General features: G+C 70.2%; 19 protein-coding genes. 6 read left to right on the forward strand and 13 right to left on the reverse strand.

All coding sequences use genetic code 11. The features are described 5' to 3' along the window. The first annotated feature begins 91 nt into the window (after positions 1–91). From PJ985_RS14360 to PJ985_RS14370, 3 genes are all read left to right on the forward strand, one after another. Positions 92–598, forward strand: a complete 507-nt coding sequence (locus tag PJ985_RS14360) for a DUF6584 family protein (RefSeq protein WP_271684132.1) — start codon at positions 92–94, stop codon at positions 596–598. A gap of 332 nt (positions 599–930) precedes the next feature. Continuing rightward, positions 931–1,416 (forward strand): GNAT family N-acetyltransferase, encoded by a 486-nt coding sequence (locus PJ985_RS14365; RefSeq protein ID WP_271684133.1) that lies wholly within the window; start codon positions 931–933, stop codon positions 1,414–1,416. Between the two features lie 313 nt (positions 1,417–1,729). Beyond that, complete coding sequence (locus tag PJ985_RS14370) at positions 1,730–2,239, forward strand: GNAT family N-acetyltransferase (RefSeq protein WP_271684134.1); 510 nt, start codon at positions 1,730–1,732, stop codon at positions 2,237–2,239. 90 nt (positions 2,240–2,329) lie between these two features. Here the strand turns inward: PJ985_RS14370 and PJ985_RS14375 are convergent, their stop codons facing one another. Then, positions 2,330–3,196, reverse strand: coding sequence for an NAD(P)-dependent oxidoreductase (locus PJ985_RS14375; protein WP_271684135.1), 867 nt, complete (start codon positions 3,194–3,196; stop codon positions 2,330–2,332). Between the two features lie 119 nt (positions 3,197–3,315). On the opposite strand from PJ985_RS14375, the gene PJ985_RS14380 reads away from it, so the two are divergent. Then, a complete protein-coding gene (locus tag PJ985_RS14380) occupies positions 3,316–3,696 on the forward strand; it encodes a winged helix-turn-helix transcriptional regulator (protein ID WP_271684136.1) in 381 nt (126 codons plus the stop codon). 155 nt (positions 3,697–3,851) lie between these two features. On the opposite strand, the gene PJ985_RS14385 is transcribed toward PJ985_RS14380, so the two are convergent. From PJ985_RS14385 to PJ985_RS14410, 7 genes are all read right to left on the reverse strand, one after another. Further along, positions 3,852–4,772, reverse strand: coding sequence for an immunity 49 family protein (locus tag PJ985_RS14385; RefSeq protein ID WP_271684137.1), 921 nt, complete (start codon positions 4,770–4,772; stop codon positions 3,852–3,854). A 158-nt stretch (positions 4,773–4,930) separates the two neighbouring features. Further along, positions 4,931–5,302 (reverse strand): nucleotide pyrophosphohydrolase, encoded by a 372-nt coding sequence (locus PJ985_RS14390; RefSeq protein WP_271684138.1) that lies wholly within the window; start codon positions 5,300–5,302, stop codon positions 4,931–4,933. A gap of 104 nt (positions 5,303–5,406) precedes the next feature. Beyond that, positions 5,407–6,135: a formylglycine-generating enzyme family protein gene (locus tag PJ985_RS14395; protein WP_271684139.1), complete on the reverse strand. Its 729-nt coding sequence runs from the start codon at positions 6,133–6,135 to the stop codon at positions 5,407–5,409. 179 nt (positions 6,136–6,314) lie between these two features. Further along, on the reverse strand, positions 6,315–6,515 hold the full coding sequence (locus PJ985_RS14400; protein WP_271684140.1) for a DUF397 domain-containing protein: 201 nt from the start codon (positions 6,513–6,515) through the stop codon (positions 6,315–6,317). Then, positions 6,512–7,024: a DUF5753 domain-containing protein gene (locus tag PJ985_RS23375; protein ID WP_333909855.1), complete on the reverse strand. Its 513-nt coding sequence runs from the start codon at positions 7,022–7,024 to the stop codon at positions 6,512–6,514. Before PJ985_RS23375 ends, PJ985_RS14400 begins: the two co-directional genes overlap by 4 nt. 47 nt (positions 7,025–7,071) lie before the next feature. Further along, positions 7,072–7,215, reverse strand: a complete 144-nt coding sequence (locus PJ985_RS23380) for a hypothetical protein (protein WP_333909856.1) — start codon at positions 7,213–7,215, stop codon at positions 7,072–7,074. A 613-nt stretch (positions 7,216–7,828) separates the two neighbouring features. Next, positions 7,829–10,060 (reverse strand): ATP-binding cassette domain-containing protein, encoded by a 2,232-nt coding sequence (locus tag PJ985_RS14410; protein WP_271684141.1) that lies wholly within the window; start codon positions 10,058–10,060, stop codon positions 7,829–7,831. A gap of 140 nt (positions 10,061–10,200) precedes the next feature. Between PJ985_RS14410 and PJ985_RS14415 the strand changes: the two genes are divergently transcribed. Beyond that, positions 10,201–10,881 carry an MBL fold metallo-hydrolase gene (locus PJ985_RS14415; protein WP_271684142.1) on the forward strand — a complete coding sequence of 227 codons (681 nt, stop codon included), beginning with the start codon at positions 10,201–10,203 and terminating at the stop codon, positions 10,879–10,881. Between the two features lie 28 nt (positions 10,882–10,909). On the opposite strand, the gene PJ985_RS14420 is transcribed toward PJ985_RS14415, so the two are convergent. Beyond that, positions 10,910–11,746: an isocitrate lyase/PEP mutase family protein gene (locus PJ985_RS14420; RefSeq protein WP_271684143.1), complete on the reverse strand. Its 837-nt coding sequence runs from the start codon at positions 11,744–11,746 to the stop codon at positions 10,910–10,912. A 373-nt stretch (positions 11,747–12,119) separates the two neighbouring features. Here PJ985_RS14420 and PJ985_RS14425 point away from each other — a divergent pair, with 373 nt between their 5' ends. Beyond that, a complete protein-coding gene (locus tag PJ985_RS14425; protein WP_271684144.1) occupies positions 12,120–12,587 on the forward strand; it encodes a hypothetical protein in 468 nt (155 codons plus the stop codon). A 132-nt stretch (positions 12,588–12,719) separates the two neighbouring features. Here the strand turns inward: PJ985_RS14425 and PJ985_RS14430 are convergent, their stop codons facing one another. From PJ985_RS14430 to PJ985_RS14445, 4 genes are read right to left on the reverse strand one after another with little or no spacing between them, the layout of a single operon-like run. After that, a complete protein-coding gene (locus PJ985_RS14430; protein WP_271684145.1) occupies positions 12,720–14,882 on the reverse strand; it encodes a DEAD/DEAH box helicase in 2,163 nt (720 codons plus the stop codon). Then, the gene (brxD, locus tag PJ985_RS14435; RefSeq protein WP_271684146.1) at positions 14,879–16,213 is read right to left on the reverse strand and encodes a BREX system ATP-binding protein BrxD; all 1,335 of its coding nucleotides are present in this window, start codon (positions 16,211–16,213) and stop codon (positions 14,879–14,881) included. The genes PJ985_RS14430 and brxD overlap by 4 nt, the downstream gene beginning before the upstream one ends. Continuing rightward, positions 16,210–19,011, reverse strand: a complete 2,802-nt coding sequence (pglZ, locus tag PJ985_RS14440) for a BREX-2 system phosphatase PglZ (RefSeq protein WP_271684147.1) — start codon at positions 19,009–19,011, stop codon at positions 16,210–16,212. The genes brxD and pglZ overlap by 4 nt, the downstream gene beginning before the upstream one ends. Next, positions 19,011–22,991, reverse strand: a complete 3,981-nt coding sequence (locus tag PJ985_RS14445) for a PglY protein (protein ID WP_271684148.1) — start codon at positions 22,989–22,991, stop codon at positions 19,011–19,013. The genes pglZ and PJ985_RS14445 overlap by 1 nt, the downstream gene beginning before the upstream one ends. Between the last annotated feature and the right edge of the window lie 149 nt (positions 22,992–23,140).

The raw sequence follows: 23,140 nt of genomic DNA on the forward strand, positions 1-23,140 counted from the left end.
TGGTCGGGCCGGACGAAGGGTGGAGAGCGGGTGAGGGCTGGGCGACAGAATGAGGTCGACGGAGGTCGTTGCGGTACCCGATCATGCGTCCATGCCCCTGAGAGACACCCTTGCCCGCATCGACGCAGACCTGGCCGCCGGCCGGGTTCCGCTCGCACGTCAGCGCCTGCGTGGGCTGGTGTCGTCCTTTCCGCACGACCTGGCGCTGCGCAGGCAGTTGGCCGAGGTGTACCGCCTGTACGGGGAACCCGCAGAAGCAGGCCGCTGGATGTACCTCGAACAGGACAGGGACGCGGCTGAGACCGCCGCCTTCGAGGCGAGGTATCGCACAGCTTCGCAGCGCATGCGCGCGCCGGCCTGGAGGGGTTCTGAGTCGCTTGCTCGGACGGCTTTCGCCGGAGAACAGCTGGCGGCGGTAAGAGCGGCTTGCTCCGAGGCCATGGGCCGCCCCGTCGACTGGGGAACGGCGCTCTCCGTCGAGAAGGAAGAGAGCAGGGAAAGCACCTTCGCCGACTTCCTGGCGGGGGCGGGATGCCTGGTGGCTGCCCTTGTGTTTCTCGCGATCTGGGTGAACGGGCTCATTGCCCTCTTCGACTGACCCACCTCTCGGGACCGGTGAAAGTCATCGGGGCCGGTGAGGGAGCGCCAGTCGAAAGTTCCGTACGACTGTCCCCCACTGCCGTGGCCGGGGTACAGCGCACACACCCCTTCACCGGCGCGGCGCCGCACCCAGACACGGCGACTTCGTCACGCACCTGAACGCCGACAGCGGTCGAGGGAGCCTGCGCCCCCGCGGCTCCTGCGCTCACGGCAGCGCACACGGCTGCCGAAACCGCTCGCTGGTCGGGATGCTGAAGCCCGTCAGAGGCTCTTCCTCCAGCCGTACCCATGTGTCGCGGGAGGACGGTATAGCCGTATACCGTCCTCCCTGTGCCTGAGCTACAGCTGCTCCGTGCGGAGCACGCCCCCGCGCTCCTGGCCTTCGAAAGGGAAAACCGGGCCTACTTCGCGGCGTCCATCCCTGACCGAGGTGAGGAGTATTTCGCCCGGTTCGACCAGCGGCACCGTGCCCTGCTGGCCGAGCAGGAGGCCGGGGTCTGCTACTTCCACGTGCTGGTGGGCGCTGCGGGCGAGGTGCTGGGGCGGGTCAACCTGGTGGACGTGTCGGACGGCGGCGCCGAACTGGGATACCGGATCGCGGAGCAGGCCGCGGGCCGGGGGATCGCCAGGGCGGCGGTGCGGGAAGTGTGCGGCCTTGCCGACGTCAGGTACGGGTTGACCACCCTGCGGGCCGCCACCACGCTCGACAACGCGGCGTCCCGAGCCGTGCTGGCCCGTGCAGGGTTCACCGTCACGGGCGAGACGCTGCTCTCCGGCCGCCCTGGAGTTGTGTACCTGCGGAGCCTTGAGGACTGAAGGCCGTCCACGACCCGCGGAACCTCTTCCGCCCGAACTACACCATTCCACCGGTTGCCGCCGGTGTGCCCGGTCGCGTTGATCCCCTGCCGGACGAGGGGTAGAGTGCCCGGCGTTCGTGTGATCCGGCTCGAGGAATGTGGGGAGGTGAGGTTGATGACCGCGCCCAAGGCCACTGCTGTGCGCTTCCCCCGGACTCTCCTCACGTCCCGGGCTGTGGCCTGACCTCTCCACCGGATACGCCCTCGCTGGAAGCGTGAGCTCGCGGGGCACCACCCACACGAACCCCTCAGGAAACGGATCTTCATCCATCGTGAGCATCAACTGGATCACGCGCGCTGAGACCAGCGCCGACATCCCCGCCATTCGCGACATCGTCCTCGCCGCGTTCGACACTCCGCTGGAGGCCGACCTCGTCGACGCCCTGCGCGCCGACCCCGCGTGGATCGGCGGACTGTCCATCGTCGCCACCGACCGGGACGGGAAGCCCGCCGGGCACGCGCTGCTGACCCGCTGCCACATCGACGACACCCCGGCCCTGTGCCTGGCGCCCGTCGCCGTCCGGCCCGAAACCCAGCGGGCCGGCGTCGGCTCCGCGGCGATCCGCGCCTCGTTGCGGGCCGCGAAGGAGCTGGGCGAGCACTTCGTCACCGTCCTCGGGCACCCGTCGTACTACCCGAGGTTCGGCTTCACCCGCGCTTCCGCGTACGGCATCGGACTCAGCATCGACGTCCCGGACGAGGCCATGATGGCCCTCACCCTCGACGCCGCTCACCCGCTGCCCGGCGGCACCGTGCACTACGCCGCACCATTCGGCATCTGAGCGACTGCCGCCGTGCCGGGGCCCGCCGCTGGGCCCCGGCACGGCGGTTCCCGGCAGCTTCCACCGGAATCACGCCGTCCGGCTGCCGGGTCACCTGATGCTCTCGATGATGCGGGCGAAGCCTTCCGCTCCGTGGCCCGCGTCGATCTGGCGCTGGATGAGCCGCTGCACCATGGCGACCACCTCGGTGCTGACGCCCTGGTCGGAGCTGGCGGCCAGAAGGTCACTGAGGTTGGAGAACGCGAGGCTCTGCTGCCCCTCGACGGTGTAGTCCCCGCCGTCGATGACCGCGGCGTACTCCGGCAGGGCCCCGGTCATGGCGGTCAGCCACGGCACTGCCAGAGCCGCGAACTCACCCGCCGTCACACCCTCCGGCGCGACCATGGCGGCACCGTGCATGAAGCCGGCGAACATGACGTACATGCCGGCGAGGAGGGCAAGGTCGTAGAGGGACGCCAGTCCGGCGTCCTCACCGAAGTAGGTACTGGTTCCCCACAGGTCGAGCAGCGGCTTGTGCTGATGGAACACATCGGCCGATCCGCTGTAGAGGATCGACGACCCGGGCCCACCGATCATCGCTGGCTCGGCCATGATGCCGCCGTCCAGATACGCGGCGCCGGCCCGGGCGGCCCAGGCCGCGGACTCCCGTGACTGAGCCGGCGTCGTCGTGGTCACGTTGACCAGGGTGCGGCCGGCCAGCTCGGGGGAGAGCGGATCGAGCACCTCATGGACCGAGGCGTGGTCCAGCAGGCAGACGATCACCAATTGGCCGGCCCGTACCGCGTCGCCGGCCGTGGCGGCGGCCACCGCTCCCTGCGCCACGAGTGCTTCTGCCTTCCCCGGCGAGCGGTTCCAGACGGTCGTCGGGTATCCGGCCTTCACCAGGGCACCCGCAAGGGCACTCCCCATCGCCCCCAGCCCGAGGACACTCACCTGGACGCTGTTGTCGGCTGTCATTCGGGGGCTCCCTCAGTTGTTGGTCGGTCGGCTCAATCCTCTCCGGGGCCAGTAGAGTTGACCAGTACGGACTTAATAGTCAGGTACGCACTTGCGGGTAAGTACGCTCTGGGGGGCGGATGGCGACATCAGGACGACGCGGTCCCTATTTCTGCGGAATCGACGCGGCGATGGACGTGGTCGCCGGCAAGTGGAAGTCGCTGATCCTGTGGGAGCTGGACCACCACGGGACCCGCCGGTTCGCCGAACTGCGCCGCGGTCTGCCGGGCGTCAGCGAGAAGATGCTGATCCAGCACCTCCGGGAGATGGAAGAAGACGGGCTCGTGCACCGCGAGGTGTACCCGGTGGTGCCGCCGAAGGTCGAGTACTCCCTCACGGAGCACGGCGCCTCGCTCAACGTGGCCCTGGCCTCATTGGGGGACTGGGGCACCGAACGCATACGGCGGATCGGGGCCGACAAGATTTCCGTGGACGACGTTGCCGTAACAGTGCCGCGGTAGCGCAGCGGACGGGCTCGAATCCAGCTCTTTTCCGGGACCCGCGCCGACCGATCCGGTGCAGGGCGAGCTCGGACGAACCCCGCCGGCACGACGGATGCCCGCCGGACACCGGGGCTGGGCCGGGATGACCGTGACCCGGCACAGCCCTGGTGTCGTCAGCTGCGGGCCTGAGGGGCCTTGTCCAGCGCATGCAGCAGGCCATGCGGCAGGTAGCCGGACCTGAGGTGCAACTGCCAGCCATGCACCTGGACGGCCAGCGCCGCCGGTGCGAGCGCACCCAGCGGCAACAGGCTCCGGGGTGCCGCATCGGCCGACGCGCCCTCGCGGTGCTGCACGAGTCGACCGGCCAGCGCCTGCTCGAAAGCCGGCTGGTCGTCCTCCAGGAGCACCCGGAGCAGCAGTTGGTCGGGGGTCAGTGCGCTGAGGGCGTCCAGGCACCGGGCTGCCTCCCGCCGTTCGTCGCCGTCCGGCTTGCGCACCGTCACCACGGGCCAGTCGCGCGGCAGGTGACCGGGTGACGGTGTCAGGTAGCGGCACAGCACGTCCATCTCCACCAGCTCCGCCGGATCCGAGACGGACGTGAGACGTGAGTACGGCAGGCCCTTGTGGATGGCGGGCGCGTAGTCCTTCCGCATCACCAGACCGATCGCCCGCTTCCACTCCCCGAGTACACCGCTGACGACGCACAGCCTGAACGCGTCCACCCACGTCCGCGCGGTCGGCGCAAGATCCACCGCGTCCGTGAGATCCATGTCTTCGCTGGTGAGCTCTTCGTCGATCAGAGGGAAGGGAACGCCGAAGTCACCACCGGGGAAGCAGCCGATGGTCAGCACCCCCAGCGCGCACTCTGCCGCGGTCCGCAGGGCAAGCTGCTCGGAAGCACCGCTGAGGGTCGGGTCCTGCGTGGAGCAGGCAGCCACGTGATCGACGAGATCGTCGGCGAGTATCAGAAGTTCGTTGAGTAACCCGTCGCCGTAGCGCACCCCGTGCCATTGAGCGAACGAGCGACTCCAGATGTCCTCCAGGGCGCGGGCGATCCGATGTTCTTCGACGCGGTGACACGTCACTTCATGCACAGGGGTGTCCTTTCCTGGTCATACCGTGGGCGGCGGCGTCCTACGGACGTCTCCATGAGAAGCCCGCGACATTCTCCGGGATCGTTTCCGATCGGATACGGCATCTCGTCCGGCACTACGGCCGTTCGGTGGGAACAGGTGCCGCGGCCGCCGGGGTGTCAGCCCGGTTCCCGGCCGCCGGCCGCTCCGGGAGGGGCCGGGAAGCGCAGCTCGTTGCGGTCGATCTTGGCCGCGAGCGCGCGGGCCGGGTCGACGTCCAGCACGGTGCACAGTTGCAGCAGGTAGGCGAGGACGTCGGCGATCTCGTCCTCCACCCGGCTCGCGCTGTCCGCCTCGCGCATCACCGCCCGGGACTGCTCGGGAGTCATCCACTGGAAGATCTCCAGCAGTTCCCCCGCTTCCACGGTGAGCGCGGCGGTCAGGTTCTTCGGCGTGTGGAACGGTTCCCAGCCGCGCGCCGCGGCGAAGCCGGCGAGGCGGCGTTGCAGCGCCTCCAGGGTGTGGGCGGACGTGCCCTCGGGGTCGGTCATTGCAGCAGGTCTACCACGGCCGCCGGCCACGGGCGTGTCGGCCCGAACCCGGGCCCGGTAGCAGTGGCCCCGGCCCGGCGGTGGGCGCGGGCCCGGCCGGGCGGTCAGCCGTGTGCTTCGCCCCGCCCGGACCGAGCGAGGCGGAAGCCGAGGTCGTCGATGCGGAGGGTCGGGTGGCTCTTGCGGCGGCATGACGCCCGGCAGGCCCGGGGCGGGTCGTAGGCGCCCCCGCCACGGAACACCCGGTAGGGGCCGTAGACCCTGGGGTCGTAGAGGTCCCAGCACCACTCCCACACGTTGCCGATCATGTCGTGGAAGCCCCAGGCATTCGGCTCCCGGGTCGCGACATCGTGCACCTGCTCACCGGAGTTCCCCCGGTACCAGGCGATCTCCTCCAGCTCCCCGTGGCGCACGTCCGGGCTCCCTGCCCGGCAGGCGTACTCCCACTCCGCCTCGGACGGGAGGCGGTAGCCGTCGGCCTCCCAGTCGCAGACCACGCCCTCCGCGTCGGGGTTGTCGCCCCCCGCGTAGCAGGGGGCGAGACCCATGGCCTCCGACAGCAGATTGCAGAACCGGACGGCATCCTTCCAGGACACCTCGGTCACCGGTGTCCGCGGCCCGGCCGTGCTCACGGGGGCCTCTCGCCAGACGGCGGTATACAGCTCGCGGGTCACCGGGTGCGGCGCCAGGCGGAAGGACCCGACCTCGGCCTTCCAGTCCGTCCTCGTCCCCTCGTCCCGCAGGACGATCTCCCCGGCCGGCACGCCGATCAGGGACCCGGCGGCACGCAGGCCCAGCGTTGCTTCGCGGCTCCTCGCGGCCTCGCGCGTCATGCGGTGATACTCCTTGCTCCGGCTCAAGACGTTCTGGACGCTCGGATCGATACGTGGGGGCGGGTCCAGGTCGGCACGATACGAACCGCCAAGTCACGCGTCCGCCGAGGCAATGGACCCACCTCGCCACCTCGTCACCGCGCCCGAGCACGGCGGAAGGGGCAGCACCACGGACACGGTCAGCTCGGCCGCTCCCGCCCGACGCCAGCGACAAACCCGGCCCACGTGACGCTTGAGAAGGCGAGCTGTGGGCCGCCGCGCTTCTTCGAGTCGCGTACACGGATCGCCGCTCCGTCGGCGGCGACCTCCACGCAGGCACCGCCTTCTCCACTGCTGTAGCTGCTCTTCAACCACTGGAGCTGCGCGTGCTCGTACTTCATCGTTCCCCCAGCATCGTGTCGATCAATGCCCCGCTCTCACCAAGAGTGAGGGCCCGGGCTCTGAGGCTGCCGTAGCGTGCCGCCAGGATTCGCACCTCGTCGGGATCGGTGATCAGGCGGCTGACGTGATGCACCTCAAGATACGCCAACTGTTGCCGCCCCTTGGGAGTCAGCATGATGAAGGGCCCACCCAGACCTGGGTGTTCGGTGCGATCCATCGACAGCACCTGGAGCGCGACATTGCGTAGATGACTGAATCCGAGCAGTGCCTCCAATTGTTTGTCCCACCCTCCGAGGGGGCGCCGCAATACCGATTCCTCGATGGTCAACGTGACGAACGGTGCGGGCCAACGTTCGAGCAACCGCTGCCGGTCCAGACGGGCCGCCACTCTCTGTTCGACGGTCTCCTCGTCCAGCAGTGGTTGCCCCGCGCTGAAAACCGCACGTGCGTGCACCTCGGTCTGGAGCAGACCGGGAAGGGCAAGGCAGCTGTAGTCATGCAGTTCCACGGCCTGGGCCTCCAGCGCAGCCCAGTCCCGGAACCACTCCGGATGCCTCACCCGTCTGCGTTCTTTGCCTCTTCCACATCCTCAGCCGCGACCGCGAGCAGTACCCCGTAATCCCGCAGTTCGTCGGCGACCTTCAGAAACTCCGGCTGCGGGGTCCGCCGCCCGCACTCCATCGACGAGATCTGTTCCATGCTGTATCCGACCCGCCCGCCCACTCCTTCTGGCTCAGGCCGGCCCGCTCCCGTACGGTCCTGATCTGTCGGCCGAGGGCGCGGAACAGATCCGCAGCCTCCTCCGAGCCCGCCGGGTCCTCTGCGCTCCACTCCGGTCGTGTTGACATCCCGTACCACCGCTCCGTCAGTCCGTGCCCGTACTCATCCCGTCTCCGACCTGGCAACCCGCCAAGGACCGCTCACGTCACGGCCGGACACCCGGACAACACCGCCCCGCACCCGGGCAGAAGTCCCCCGACAGCAACACTCACCCTGTGCAACAATTACGTCGCTACTGGTTATGAGTGCCCACGCCTGGCTCAGTGAGGGGAACCAGCAGTCCGGCCCCGCAACTCGTCACCCACCCTTCGAGGAGGTCGCGATCGTCGGCGTCCACTAGCCTGCGCGTTTCACTTGCTGCGGTGTCCGGATCTTGATCGGAAGCGCGAAAGTGCCCTCTGAACTGGGAAGATGAGGCTTGTCGAAGGTCTCTGTCATCCCAGCGAAACGGTGCAACGCATCGCTCACCTGTCCATCTCAGCCGTGGAGAGTACGCCGTGCACCGTGACGGTAGCCCCACGGCTGATGCCGATCATGCCTCTCTCAGGGCGGCGGCGGTGACGGTTCCCTCGATCCGGGTGACCGGCCCCTGGTAGAGAATCCGGCCACCGTGCCTGCCGGGGCCCGGGCCGAGGTCGATCAGCTGGTCCGCCCGCCGGATGACGTCGAGGTTGTGCTCGATGACGACCACGGTGTGGCGCTGGTCGAGTAACCGGTCCAGGACGTCGAGCAGGACGCTGATGTCGCGGAGGTGGAGGCCGGTGGTGGGTTCGTCGAGGACGTAGAGGGCCGGTTCGGCGGCAACGCGCAGTTCTTTCGCCGTCTTGAGGCGCTGGCATTCGCCGCCGGAGAGCGTCGTGAGCGGCTGGCCGAGGCGGAGGTAGCCGAGTCCGACCCGCTCCAGGTGCTGGAGCGCCTCCCGGATGCGCTTGTCCGGCAGTTGTCCGAGGGCGTCGGTGACGGTCAGGTCGTCCAGGTCCGCGATGGACAGCCCGTTGACGCGGTGGCGGAGCACCTCCTCGGTGAACCGCCGTCCCTCACAGGTCTCGCAGACGGTCTCCTGGCCGTCCATGAAGGCCAGATCTGTCCGGATGACGCCCAGCCCATTGCAATCCGGGCAGCCGCCCTCGGAGTTGGCGCTGAACTGGCCGGCGGGCACGCCACTGTGCCGGGCGAAGAGCTTGCGGACAGCGGGGGCGATTCCGGTGTAGGTGACGGGGGTGGAGCGGCGGTTGGTGCTGACCGGCTTCTGGTCGATCACCACCGCGTCGTGCTGTGCGACCAGTTCCGCCGCCAGGCTGGACTTGCCCGACCCCGCGACTCCGGTGAGGACGGTCAGCACCCCGGCCGGGATGTCGACGGTCAGGTTCCTGAGGTTGTTGCGGGTGGCGTCGGCCACGGTGATCGTGCCGCTGGCCGTCCGCGGGCTGGTGGTGACCGGTGTGCGCCGGTCCAGGGCGGTGGATGTCGCTGTCCTTGCCGCGCGCAGCTCTTCGAAGGTGCCCTGGAAGACGAGTTGTCCGCCGTCGGCACCCGCGTCGGGACCGATCTCGATGATCTGGTCGGCGATCGCCATGATGGCGGGGTCGTGCTCGACGACGAGGACGGTGTTGCCCTTGTCGCGCAGTTGCCGCAGCAGGCCGGCCATCGAGTCGATGTCGTGCGGGTGGAGGCCGACGGTGGGCTCGTCGAAGACATAGAGCAACTCGATGAGGCTGCTGCCGAGATGCTTGACGGTCTTGATGCGCTGCGATTCCCCGCCGGAGAGGCTGGTGGTGGCTCGGCCCAGGTGAAGGTATCCGAGCCCGATGGTGTCCATGGCCCGCAGCCGGTCCCCCAGGGCGGCTGCGACCGGGGCGACGGTGGGGTCGGTCACCTGCTGGAGGAGGCCGGTGAGTTCGGTGATCTCCATCCGGGCCATCCCGCCGATGGTGTGCCCCAGGACGGTCGCGGTGCGGCCCGCCTCGTTGAGGCGGTCGCCGAGACAGTCGGGGCACGTCTCGGAACGGGTGAACCGGGCGATGATCTCGCGCTTGCGGTCGGAGAGGTTGTCGGTGGTGCGCAGGTGGATCCGCTCGAACCGCTCCACGATGCCCTCGTAATCCTTCGGGGTCTTCGTTCCCAGGCGTGCGGCGTGCTCACCGCCGTGGAGCAGGGCCTGGCGCTCGTCCGCTGTCCATTCGCGCAGCGGAGTGCCGGCGTCGAAAGCGCCGATGTCGGCGTACTGGGCGTACCAGTAGCCACCGTCGCCGAACCCGGGCAGCCGGATCGCCCCCTGGGCGAGGGACTTGTCCAGGTCCAGGAACCGGTCGACGGCACTGACCACGACCTCGCCGATCCCCGAGCAGGTCAGGCACATGCCGGTGGGGTCGTTGAACGAGAAGCGGTTCGATTCCCCCACGTGCGGCGAGCTGATGCGGGAGAACAGCAGCCGCAGATAGGTCCAGGTATCCGTGACCGTGCCCACCGTGGACCGGGCGTTTCCACCCATCCTGCGCTGGTCGATCACCACCACCGGCGAGAGCCCTGCGATGCCCTCGGTCTCGGGGCGTGTCCACTTGGGCAGCCGGTTCCGCACGAACGGCGGGTAGGTCTCGTTGAGCTGGTGGCCCGCTTCCGCCGCGATCGTGTCGAACACCAGGGACGACTTGCCCGACCCGGACACACCGACGAACACGACCAGCCGGCCGCGCGGGATGTCCACGTCCAGTCGCTTGAGGTTGTTGGTTCGCGCGCCCCGGATGCGAATCGTGTGTTCTGGCATAGGGCCGAGGCTACGCAGAGAGGTCACCAGGTTCTGCAGCCTGGAGCAGGCGCTCCGGCGTACTTACCCGGTCTCCCGTTCCTGATGCGCCGTGGGCGAACGGCCGCATGGCGGTGCGGGCGACCGTACAGGCTGGGGGCATGGATGTGATCGAAGTACTGCCGAGGCTACGGATGCTGGCCTTCCCCGTGGGGGCGGCGTATCTGTGGCGGGACGGCGAGCAGCTGACCCTGATCGACACAGGGACGGTCGGCTGCGCGGCGGGTATCGAGGAGGTGCTGGACGGCGAGCTGCGGCGGATCGTGCTGACGCACTGGCACGAGGACCACACCGGTTCGGCCGCCGAGCTGGCCGCCCGGCACGGCGCGGAGGTCGTGGCGCACCGGTTGGAGGCACCGGTGATCCGGGGGGAGGTGACCGGAGCGCCCCCCGTGCTGGAGGAGTTCGAAGTGCCGATCCGGGCGGCGATCCCGGCGCTCCCACCGGCCCCGCCGTGCACAGTGGACCGGGAGGTGACCGACGGCGATGTGCTGGATTTCGGCGGCGGGGCAGTGATCGTCGCGGTGCCCGGGCACACGGACGGCTCGATCGCGCTTCACCTGCCCGGGCCGAAGGTGCTGTTCACCGGCGATGCGGTGGCCAACGTCGGACACACCATGCTGGGGGTTTTCAACACCGATCGCGCCCGGGCCGTCGACTCGCTTCACCGGCTGGCCGAACTGGACATCGACACGGCGGTCTTCGGGCACGGTGACCCCCTCCTGCACGGTGCATCGGCCGCCCTCCGGCAGGCAGCAGCAGACGCGGACGGCGGACAGTGAGCGGGGTTGAGGGCGTCTCGGTGCGGGATCACTCTCCAGTACCGAGAATCCCTTCGAGGTCGGCGTAGGGCAGCGCGTCCGCCCCGAAGGTGAAGGTCGCCTGGTCACGGATCTCCTCGGCGGCACGTACGAGGGCGCCGTACGCGGCGCGCGACATCGCCGAGCCGACACTGACACGGCGCACACCCAGCCTCCCGAGCTGTGCGACGGACAGCCGCAGGGCACCACCCATGAGGACGTTGACCGGGCTGCTGACCGACGCGCACACCGCACGCACGGCATCCGCGTCAGGCAGCGCCGGCGCGTACAGGACATCGGCACCCGCGTCCTCGTACGCCTGCAAGCGGCGGATCGTGTCGGGCAGGTCGGGCCGGCCGTGGAAGAAGTTCTCGGCACGCGCGGTCACCGTGAAAGGGAAGTCCATTTCGCAGGCGACGGCGGCGGCTTCTTCGATGCGCTCCACGGCCTCCTCCAGCGGGCGGATGGGATCGTCGGGCCGGCCGGTGGAGTCCTCGATCGACGCTCCGACCAGTCCTGCGGCGGCGGCGAGCCGGATGGTCTCAGCCACTTCTTCGGGGGTCTCCCCGAAGCCGCTCTCCAGGTCGGCGGAGACCGGTAGAGGGGTGGCGGCGGCGATCGCCGCCGCGTTGTCCAGCAACTCCTCACGGGTGACGTGGCCGTCCCGTCTGCCGAGACTGTGGGCGAAGCCGGCACCGGTGGTGGCGAGCGCGGCGAACCCGAGCCCTGTGAGCACGCGGGCAGAGCCCGCGTCCCAGGGGTTGGCGATGACGAACGGCCGGTCAGCGGCGTGCAGCGCGCGGAAAGCCTCCGCCTTGCGGATCCGGTCGGTGGTGGCGGCGATCATAATGGTTCCCCTCGTGGTCCGGTGACGGTGACCTGACCGCTGTCGGACCACGGCAAGGTGGCCGGCGGCCGGGTCGAGGACACCGTCACACACCCCTCGGACAAGCGGTCCGAAACGGAGGTGGCCGCCGTCAGGTGGTCTGTCCCCCCTGGCGCAGGACGGACCACCCACCCCGTGCCACGCTCAGGGACGGCCGGGGCAGGTTCACGAGCAAGCGCACTCGAACGCCTCGGAACCCGCGCGCTTCCGGTACCTGCGAAGATGGCCGCACGTTGCTGAACACCACTTCACCGGGAGACACCCCCGAGAGATCGCCCGACGTGACGCCGCCGCTCGGAAGCAGGCTCCTACCGGCGGACAGGAGCTACAGCTGATGAACTTCACCTTCACCGTATCGCCGCAGGAAGTCCCGCCTCCCAGCGGCTTCGACATGGGAGATGTACGAGTCGAAGGCAGCCACACCACCGCGTCCTCCACGGACGGCGGGCCCCGGCATCTCATGATGATCCACCTCTCCGTCGCCCAGCTGCTTGACAGGCTGAGCCGACTGGCTTCGAGGGCGGACCGTGAGTGCGAGTTCATGGGGGTGGACGGTTCGTTTGTGCTGCACTTCAGCCGACGCGGGGACGGGACCCTGGTCACCCGGCGGAAACGGCAGGTCATTGACGAGTCCGCGGCGTGGGAAGTCCTGCGTGCAGCCGTGACCGAGGCCCAGCGGTTCGCGGATGTCTGGCTGCCACAGCTTCCGGTCGACGACGCCGGTGCTGAAGATCTGGCGCTGTCGTTGAGCGAGGCGAAGCGGCTCCTGGTTTCGCAGCAGTCCGCGTGCGGTGGGAGATGAGTACCAGCCTCCTCAAGCCAAGCGCGTCAGCACACGTGCCGTCTCCTCGGGCATCGTGATCATGGCATCGTGCATCTCCGCGCTCGCGCTGCTCATGTCTGCTGCCCGTCCACTCGCGACTGAACGACGCGGTCACCGTTCGCCCCGGACGAAACGCACCGGTTCGGCGAGCACGGCGGCAGCGGACTCGGTGTCGGCCAGCCTGGCCGACAGGGTGGCCTCCGCGAGACGAAGCGGCAGGGCCTCGGCGAACTTCATTCCCCGCACAGCGCGTTCGTCGACGTCTGGCAGACACAATCGGTCCGTCGCATCCCGTGTCGCGTCGCTCCAGATGCGCGCGGTGACGTCCTCCCGCAGCCGTATCCAGCGCTCGTTGATGTGCTGCCCGGGTACGACGACCGGGTCGAGGGTCGCGGCGAGAGTCGCGTTCGCACGGTGGCCCGCCCAGGTCCACCAGCGCAGCCGGCCTCTCTTGTCCTGCACGATCAGGGTGCCCCCGGGGTGCACCCGCTCCACATACTCCTCGCGGGCCCGGTGCAGGGCACCGGCCGCCCGTCTCGTCATCCGCACGGGCGGGTCCTCGCCCAGCAGTACCCGGCGTTCGGCACGCGTCAGCTTGTGGGAACCCACGGGGCCGAACCGCGTGCTGTTCCACTTCGCTTTGCCTCCCCCGTCGACGGGCTCGACGAAGCAGCGTCTGCGTCGCCAGTCGATGTAGGTGATCTGCCAGCTCCGGCCGCCCAGCAGCAGTCGGCGCGGGCCGTCGACCCGTTGAGTGAGCAGGCTGGGGTCCGTACGACCGATCTCCGCGCGCCCCTGCAGGACGGTGAACTGCGGGGGTGCGGTGAAGACGGCAGTGAGGTTCATGAAGTGCCGGTGCCCGAAGCGCCGCTCCGCCTCCGGACCGATGAACAGCATCCCGCTGTCACGTTCCAGATACCCCTGGTCGACGAGGTGGCGCACGATCGGCTCGGCCGATGTGCCGAAGGGCCCGAGGCCGTTCCACCATTCCTGCCACAGGTGCTCACCGACGCGCTTCTCCTGCAGGCACAGCGCGAGGAGTTGCTGGGCGACGATGTGCCGGGGCTCCGGCGGGGCCACGACCGGTTCCACCCAGCCCTGCGCCCATGCGAGCAGCAGTCCGGCCGCGCTCAGCAGACCGTCCTCGTCCAGGGCGAGGAACAGGCAGTTGCGTGGCGCCTCCTCGCGGCGTCCGGAGCGGCCCAGGCGCTGGAGGAAGGAGGCGACCGAGACTGGGGCGTCGATCTGAATGACGCGGTCCAGGTCTCCGACGTCGATGCCGAGTTCCAGGGTGCTGGTGGAGATGATCACGCAGTCGCGGGCGTCGGCGAAGGCTGCCTCGGCCCGTCGGCGCTCGTCGAGGGAGAGGGAGGCGTGCGACAGGAAGGTGGTGACGCCCTTCGCGCGGAGCTTCTCGCCGAGTTCCTCCACGTACCGCCGGGACTCGCAGAAGACGAGGCGCTTCTCTCCGCGGTGCAGCGCGGCGATGACGGTGGCCGCGTTGTCGAGCGAGCCGACGTGGTCGAGCTGGACATTGCCTGGCGGGACGGCGGTCGGGACGCGGGTTGCGGGGGGCGGGGCCCCGGCCCCGGTTGTCGTCGTGGCCGCGGGCCCACCGGGGTCAGGGGCGATCACCTGCCCCGGTCGGTTGCCTGCCCCAGAGCCCTGCAACCAGGTGAGCAGCGTCTCCGGATTGCCGACGGTCGCCGAGAGGCCGACGCGTTGCACCGGTCGGCCGGCGACGCGCTGGAGCCGTTCGAGGACGGCGAGCAGGTGCCATCCCCGGTCGTCGCCTGCGAAGGCGTGCACCTCGTCCACCACGACGGCCCGCAGCCCGGAGAAGAACGAGGTGTGGTCTACGTTGGCGCTCACCAGCATCGCCTCAAGCGATTCCGGGGTGGTGAGGAGGACGTCGGGCCGTGCGGCGAGGATGCGCTTGCGGGCACCGGACGTGGTGTCGCCGTGCCACAGGGCGGCGGTGCGGCCGAGCCAGGACGTGTAGTTCTCCAGCCGTGGCAGCAGGTTGTTGAGCAGGGCTCTTAGCGGGCAGATGTAGAGGACGGAGGTGCCGCTCCACCGCCCGCCCCCCATCCGGGTCAGCAGCGGGAAGGCTGCCGCCTCGGTCTTGCCGCCTGCGGTGGGAGCGAGCAGGACAGCGTCGTCCCCGCAGAGCAGCGGGGTGACGGCGGCCTCCTGGAGCGGACGCAGGCTCCGCCAGCCCAGGGTGTTGGCGAGGTGGTGGATGAGCACCGGGTCCAGGTCCCCGCCGCTCACGGCAACTCCAGTTCCACGTCGCCGGCGTCCCCGGACGCGACCGCGTTCCGCTCGGTATCGGTGAGTTCCGACGAGGTGAGGGTGAGCGCGTAGTGCGTGCGCGGGTCGAAGTCCTCGAACTCGTCGACGCGGTCGAGCACGTCGGCCACCAGCTTGCGCAGGAACACCCGGGGTGCGATGCCGACCTTGCCGCCGAGTCCGCCGGTGACAGCCCTGGCCAGCTCTGCCAGATACGCGTCGTCGACCCGCTCGGTCACCCGCTCGGGATGGCGGGCGATCTGCGTGTACAGACTGCGTACGGTGCGGCCGAGTTCGCTGAGCTGGGGCAGATCGAAGCCCGGCAGCCGGAGCTGGACGGCGCGCGGGGAGTCGAAGCGCGGGTCGGTCGTGAAGTCGGTGGCCAGCCGTTGGGCGAGCGGTGGCAGCCGCTGCGCGCCCTGCTGTCCGTCGTAGAACGCCGGGGTCCCGGTGATGACAAGGAACAGCCCCGGGAAACGGCCGGCGTCGATCTCGTCCAGGAGCTGCCTCAGCGCGTTGAGGCCCTTCTCCCGGACATCACCGCGTACCCGTTGCAGGGTTTCGATCTCGTCGAGGACGAGGAGGAGGCCGGGGTGGCCGCAGTCACGCAGGACGGTGAGCAGCCCCTGCAGGAAGCCGAGGGCGGCGAAGTGGTCGAGGTCGCCGCGGACGCCGGCGCTACGGCGGGCGGAGGCCGCGACCGACTTCTGGCCGCCGAGCCAGGCGATGAGTGCTTCCGCCGTCGCCCCGTCCCCGGCGGCCACGGCCCGGCGGTAGCCGCGCAGGGCTGCGGCGAACGCGGGGGTGGTCCTGGCGACGTCAGCGAGTCTACGTTCCATGAGTGCGTCGACGGCCACCGCGAGCGCCGCCTCGTCCTCCTCGTCCGCCTCCCCGGCGTCGAGAACTTCCTCCTCCAGCGTGTAGAACCAGGAGTCGACGACCGCACGCAGTGCGCTGGGCTGGTGGGTGGCGGTCGTCAGGCGCTCGGTGAGTCTGCGGTAGACCGTTTCCAGCCGGTGCAGCGGAGTCTCGGTCTCGGAGATCTGGACCTCTGCCGTGGCGAGTCCGGCTCGCTTGGCGCGTTCGGCGAGCCACCGCGCGAAGAACGTCTTCCCGGAGCCGTACTCGCCGCGGATGGCGTGGAACGCCGCTCCGCCTCGTGCCGCCCCGGCCAGGTCGTCCTCCAGCGCTGCCTCGAACCTGCCCAGGCCGACGGCGAGCAGGTCCAGCCCGGCCTGCGGCACGGTGCCGCGCCGCAACGCGTCCACGACCTCGCGCAGGCGGACAGGGCTGGCGGGTGCCGACGCGTTCATGGGGTGTCCTTGCTCGGCGGCCGGGCCTTGGCCCCGGCGGTCAGGAACTGTTCGCGCAGCAGGGCGAGGTCGAGCTTGACCGCGTGACCGGCGTCGACGAAGCCGAGCACCGGGTACCCCTCGACGTTGAGGAGACGCTGCACGGTGGCGACGAATCCCTCGATGTTGCGCCGCACCCGGCCGGTCGCCGAGATGGCGGCGGCCAGGGCGGCGGGCGACATGGTGCCTCCGGCGGCGGCCAGGGCGTCGATGACGGCGGCGACGACCTTGCCTTCGGGGGCCTTGCGGACGTACTCCTTCTGCGCCTCGTACACCTCGCTCGCCACTACGCGCCCGCCGAGGGTCACGGGAGCAGGGGCTGCCTCGGGCACTCCTGCGGGCATCAGGACGTCGTCGGCGCCGAACAGCTCCTCGTCCTGCCGGCGCGAAAGTCCTGGCGGTCTCCCGGCGCGTGGCGCGGGGCGTTCCGGGCGGGGTTCAGGCATCTCGACGGGTGCCGAGGTGGTGGCCTTCCACCAGGAGGGCGCGGCCTGTTCACGCGGCAGCGGATCCCAGCCGCGTGGGGCGAGCTCCTTCGACGGGAGGAGAACGAGGAGCGGGACGGTCACCTCGGCCAGGGAGGCCCCGCCGTGGTAGCCAGCCCGGCGGGCAGCGTACCGGATGTCCTCGTGCCAGGCTGCGGTGATCGTGCCGTCTCCTTCGAGCACGCGCGGCCCGCTCAACACGACCTCACCGTCGCCGGTGTCGGTGCCCGGCTGCCAGCGTGCCGATCCGCCACCGTCCGCGGCGGGCTTGATGCGGCCACGGCCACGGTCGAGGATGTGTCCGTGGTCGGCGACGAGGACGACGGGGCGTGCGTAGCTGCGGGCGGCGGCCAGCAGTTCCCGCAGGTAGGTGATGTCGCCCAGGGACCACACAGTGCGCTGTCCTTGCTGGCCGGAGTCGAGCGCATCGTCGATGGTGTTGAGGACGACGCCGACGACAGCATCGGAGGCAAGCGCGGAGGCGAGTTCCGGGGCGAGGAAGTGACCCGCGTCTCCTCCTATCGACGCCTTGTGGAAGAGGACCGCGTCCTTGCGCCGCTTCGTCCAGAAGGACGTGAAACCGAAGACCTCGGTGGACTGGCCTCCCTGGGTGGCCGCGCCGCTGAGCAGGGAGGCGCGGCTCGTCCGGGTGAGGGAGGGCAGCATGGAGACAGCGGCGAGGCGGGCGCGCCGTTCGCCCTCGTCGGGCCGGGGGACGAACTCCTGCCAGCCTTCGCGTTCGGCTTGTTCGCCCAGTTGCGCGGCGACGGCACTGCTCATCCCGTCGAGCACGAGCACCAGCGGCGGTGCGGCGGCGGCCAGCGGGCGGACGACGGTGTCGAGGACGTTTTCGACGACCAGGCAGCCGCCCGGCTGCCCGGCGGTGGCGTTCGGGGCCCAGCCTGCGAGGTGCCGGGCGAACTGCTCATCGAGTCGTTCACGCCGGGCCCGGCCGTCCTCGAAGAGGTCGCGCAGGCTCCGTGCGACGGCCGGGTCGCCGCCGGGATCGCCGGCCCAGAGCACGGACAGCGCCCGGTCGGCCCAGCCCCATTCGGCGACATGCTCGCGTACGCCCATGGCGACGGACGTCACGGCCGGTGATTCCCGGCGCAGCCAGCGGGCGAGCCGCACGGCCATCTCCGCGACGCGCACCCGGTCGGGGAAGAGCCCTGCCAGGGCGTGCCCGGCCAGCTCGGCGAGCGCGGCCTCCCCGTGGGCGGGGGACCTGTGCGCGCCCTCGACGACGACGGCGAGCTGGGCGGCGAAGCTGGACATGAGGAAGCGGCTGCTGGTGAGGCCCGCGGCGAGTCCCGCGTCCCGCGCCAGCTCGTCGGCGCGCTGCAGCACGGCGAACACCTTCTGCCGTGCGTCGACCGACCCCGTGGCCTCTCCGATCCAGCGCAGCAGGGTGCCCTCCACCGCGTCGGTGAAGGCGCCGATCTCGCCCCGGCGCGGACCGGCCTTGCCGAAGAGTCCTCCGACGGCGAGGGCCACGTCGGGGTCCACTGCGGGGTCGCGCAGCGCAGCTCCGAGCAGGCCGAGGGCCATCGCGTCGGGGCCTTGCCCGGTCTCGGCGAGGGTGAGCAGGACGGGTACGGCGGGCCCGGCGACCTCGCCGAGCCATGTCTTCAGTTCCCTGCGTTCGGTTTCGGGGAGTTCGGCGAACCGGTGGGGCCCGGCGGGGGTGCGTGACCAGGCGAGCAGCACGTCCGCGTCGACGGCCGCGTCCGCCGTGGTGTGGGGCGAGATGTCCGGGTGGTGGAGCCCGAGCCGTTCGACGACCAGGGCACGCAGGGCGGCGTCCCGGGTGAGAACGCCCGCGCTGCGCGGCCATCCCCCTCCGGCGGGTTCGGCGTCGACGAGGGCCTGGAGCAGCCAGTCCTCCCGGTACATGCGCAGGTCCAGGCCGGCGGCCCCGAAGCGCTGCGCCACGATCTCGGCCTTCTCCACGGTGAGGGTGCGGCGCTGCACCGCGTGCCCGCGCAGGTCCCAGCCCAGCTGGTCGTCGTCGACACCGGTGGTGACCACGAGCAGGTCGCCGGGCGCGGCCTCATCGCGGTGGTTGTGCCAGGCAGCGAGGATGCCGAGGACGGAGGACTCGTCGCGGACGGTGACGCGTCGGGTCCGCTCACCGACCTCGGTGGTGAAGGTGGTGGCCGAGCCGGCCGCGTACTGGCCGTGGATCAGCACCAGGCTGTGCTCGGCCAGTTTCCTGGCGTGCCGGTCGAGGAGTGCCTCTACGGAGCGCCGTCCCACCTGGGGCAGGAGCGCCATCAGCGTTCGGTCCCCTTCTCGTCGCCGCCGGCCGCGTCAGCCGCGTCGGCCCGGTCGTGGGCGTCCTCGATCACCTGCCAGGTGACTTGGACCCGGGTGCCGGGATGCGCGGTGAGGAAGCGGCGGATGTCGGCGCCGAGTCCGTCGACGGTCGCCGCGAGCGTGCTCTCCAGCCGGGTGGGTTCGACGATGTACCCGGCGGAGCCGCGGGCAGCCGTTGCCGCGTACCCCGTACGCGGGTCCTGCGCGGGAGGCCCCGAGTGCTGGGCGTCGCCGGCCGGTTCCGCGGGGACGGCGGGCACGGGAGGCGTGCCGTGCGCGGTGAGCCGTACGTCTTCCGCTGTCGGTGCGACGTCCGGCTGCGCGCGGGGGGCGGGCTCGACGGGCCGGGCCGCCTGGGCGAGCCGGGTGGCCTCCCGCATGAGGGCCACGGCCGACTCCTGCAGCGAGTCCAGCACCGGGACGAGGGACTCATCCTCCTCGTGGGCGTTCGCCGCCCGCCGGACGGATTCGAGCAGCCGCTCGGCCCGGTCGCCGACGCCGTCGTCGCGGGTCGCGAGTTCGCGCACCATGTCCAGGTCGGACCAGCGGGTGTCCCGCAGGGTTCGCAGCACCCGGAGCACTTCGGGGGCCTGCTTGAGGGCGGCGCCGACCTGCCGGTCCGTCACGTCATAGGCCGCGTTGGCCAGTTCGTCCGTGAGGAGGGTGGCGTCGGTGGTGCGCAGCAGGCGGGCGATCAGGTCGGCGGCGGCCTTGGTGGACGTCAGCCGTGGTGCGTCCGCGCCGCCGGGCCCTGCGAGGCCGAGTCGTGCGGCGTTTTCCTGGAGCAGTGTCCGGGCCTCCCCCACCGCGGCGCGGTGTTCTTCGGCGACGGCGCGCACCTGCGCGGCGAGCCGCGAGACATTCCTGGCGAAGAGGACGGGCGACACGCTCTGCCCGAAGACCGCTCCGGCACGGCGCAGTGCGGTGGCGAAGGTGTCCTCGTCGGGGAGGGCGACGGCGCGCAGACCGTAGCCGGGGACGATGCGGTCCAGGTCAGGTGCTTGCGGCACCACCTGGGTCTGGTAGATCCAGGTGCGGTCGTCGAGGAGCGCGTACGTCGCGATGATCAAATTGGTGACGTTGCGGTCCAGGCCCTCGTAGCCGAGGTCGGTGATCCACTCACGGATCGTCTCGACGGCCAGGTCCTCACCGGCGTCGGCGCTTTCGGCGGCCTTCTTGTTGATGCGCAGCCGCCAGTCGTTGCTGACGTTGAGCGGTCCGTCGTGCACCTCTCCGAGGCCGAGGGCGTGCACGATCTTCCTGACGACGGGCAGCTGATGGCTGTCCACCACGACCCGCCGGGAGCCGTCCTCCATCGCCCTGGCGATCCACTCCATGGTGGTCTTCAGTTCCCGCGCGGTGATGGCCTTGCGGGTCAGCCGCGGGTCGAAGTCGGGGTGCTTGGGGTAGCGGGCGGCGAACATGCCGTCGGCGAGCAGCAGCAGGTTCTGCTCGAACCCGACGGACGGCTCGGGGCGGGTGCGGGTGAAGCCCGGCAGCAGGGACACCAGGTGCTGCCCGTCGGGCACGGTCGCCCCGACGATGTCCGGCTCGGCGCGGTTGATCCCGTAGAGCTGGAGCAGGACCTCCGTGAGATGGCCGCTGATGTTGTCGCGGGATGCCTTGAGCTGGTTGCGGATCTGGGTCCGCTCCTCGGCGGGGCGGGTGGCCGTGTGCTCGTCGAGCCGGTCGCGCTCCAGCAGGTAGTTGATTTTCAGCAGGCGGCCGAGCTGCCGGGAGGTCTGCTCGGAGAAGAAGTCGGGCAGCCAGACGAGCGTGGGTTCGGTGCGGCCCGCTCCCCGCAGCCGGTTGACGCGCTGGAGGTCGTCGATGGGGCCGTGGTCACCGTCGTCGAAGGGGTAGTCGAAGACGATGCGGAGATTTCCGGGCTGCTGGGGAGCGAACTCGTCCTCGGGCAGATGCGTGTCGCGCACGTTGCCGAAGATGAACTCGACGGTGCGCCTGGTGCCGCGCCAGACGACATCCCGTTCACACACGAACGGCTGGGTGTCCTGGATGCCGAGTTCGCGCCAGAGCTGGTCCTTGATCCACTGGCGTCGGTAGCCGAGCTGGTCGGCGACGCCCTGCACCTCTTCGAGGAGCGGTTCGACGTCGATGTCGGAGAGGTGCAGGTGGAAGACGGGGTCGGCGCGGTCGCCGTCGCTGCGCAGCTCGCCGTCGAAGGAGACCTGGAGTTCCCGCAGCCGCTTGGCGGCGACGGAACCGGCGTCTCCCACGCGCGTGCGGATCGACCCGTGGTTCAGCGCGGCGAGCCGGGTGCCGGTGAGCCGGGTCAGTGCGGGCACGTTGGGCGCGAGCGAAGCCAGCAGCAGGGTCTTGACCAGCCGCTCGTCGGCCCGGAACCGCTTGTCGTCGGGGGTCTTGTACTTGCGCAGCAGTTCCTCGCGCACCCGCGCGTGGAACTGGTCGGCGGTCTCCGCGTCCTTGCGCAGCCGGGGCGTGAACGCGGCACCGGAGCGGTGCGCGATGACGTCCCACAGGTCGCCGATCGGGATGAGTTCGCCGAGCTTCAGGTCCTCGCGGCGCCGGCGCAGCAGCTCCTGGACGAGTTTGAGACCGGTGCGCTCCCGCTGGAGGGCGCCGGAGAGGTCGACGAGGACGTTGAGGAGCGCCGGCGAGAGCGGGTACAGCTCTCGGAAGTCGTCCCAGGACGCTTCGGTGCGCCCCTGCCCGTCCAGGAGGATCTGGCGCACGTCGTCGTTTGACGACTCGACAAGTTTGAAGGCGTCGTCGCGCACGGACTCCATGCCGGGCTTCGGAGCGAGCACCCGGTGCTTGATGATCTCGACGAGATTGCTGTCCTCCAGGTCGACGACGTTGAAGCGCTCGGCCAGGTATTCGATCTGGCTTTCGAGGTTGGTCACATCGGCGCCGACCACGTCCGAGCCGATCAGCTGCGACAGGTCGCGCTGACGGGAGATGAACGACACGATCGGCACCGGCCGGCCGCTGTCCCCCGACTCGATCAGCTTCACCAGCCGCTGGACCTGGTCGCGCACGAAGTCCTGGTTGCCCATTTTGGCCTGGAGCCACAGGACCAGTTCGTCAAGGAAGAGAACCACTCCGGTGTAGCCGAGGGACTGGGCATGCTGGGAGATGACCTTGAGGCCGTTCTCCAGCGGCAGGTACGCGCTGGCCTCCCCACGCATACCCTGCGCGTAGGCGGCCATGGGGCCGGTGAGCAGGGCGGAGACCAGCCGTTCGCGGTAGGGGTCGTCAGGCCCGCCCGCGAAGGCCCGGTCGAAGTCGGCGCCGGTCCACGTTCCGGCGGGCAGCTCCCCGGCGCCACCGTCCAGCATCGGCATGTCATCGGGATCCGCCTGCACCGGCGCAGTGGCGTCCGGCGTGAGCGCGGCGCCTCCCTTGCCCAGCCACCGCAGGAACTTGACGTCGTCGCCGAGGAACTCCCGCTGGGTGCGGGCGTCGGCGAGCAGGGCGTCGGCCCGGTACACGGCGGGCACCGGCTGGTCGGGGTGGACTTCGCGCACCGTGTGCACGTAGCCGCCGAGCAGCGCCGAGTCGAGGTCGGCGGAGCCGACCAGGTGGTAGGGCACCATCAGGAACCGGCTGCGCCGCAGCCACTCGTCGTGCGGGGCCACGACCTCCACCAGCCGGGGCTTGGTGCGGACGGCCGGGTGGTTGTTAAGCACGGCGTGCAGCACGGTCAGGAAGTGGCTCTTACCGGAGCCGAAGGAACCGTGCAGGTACGACGCCTCCGAGTGACCCGATCTTGCACAGGCCGCCACGATGTCCAGCGCCTGCCGGAACGCCCCTTGGAGCTGCTCGGTGACGACGTACTCGGCCACCCGGGCGTCGGTCTCGCTGAAGCCCTGGGAGAGCTCGATCTTGAAGTCGCCGGCATGGACGTCTTCCTTTATGTCGATGACGTCCTTCAGCAGGAGCTCGCTCGTGGGCATCAGGCGGATCAGTCCTTCTCTCGGCTCGCGGTTCGGCTGGAGGGCTCACGTGCTGGTCGACGCCCTCCAATCCTGCCAGCTGGAGCCGACGCGCATGCCCCTCGTTCCGGAATCGTCGTGCCGTACGGTGCCCGTCGGATCACTGCTGG

This window comes from Streptomyces sp. ACA25 (assembly GCF_028200735.1).
Classification (GTDB): Bacteria; Actinomycetota; Actinomycetes; order Streptomycetales; family Streptomycetaceae; genus Streptomyces.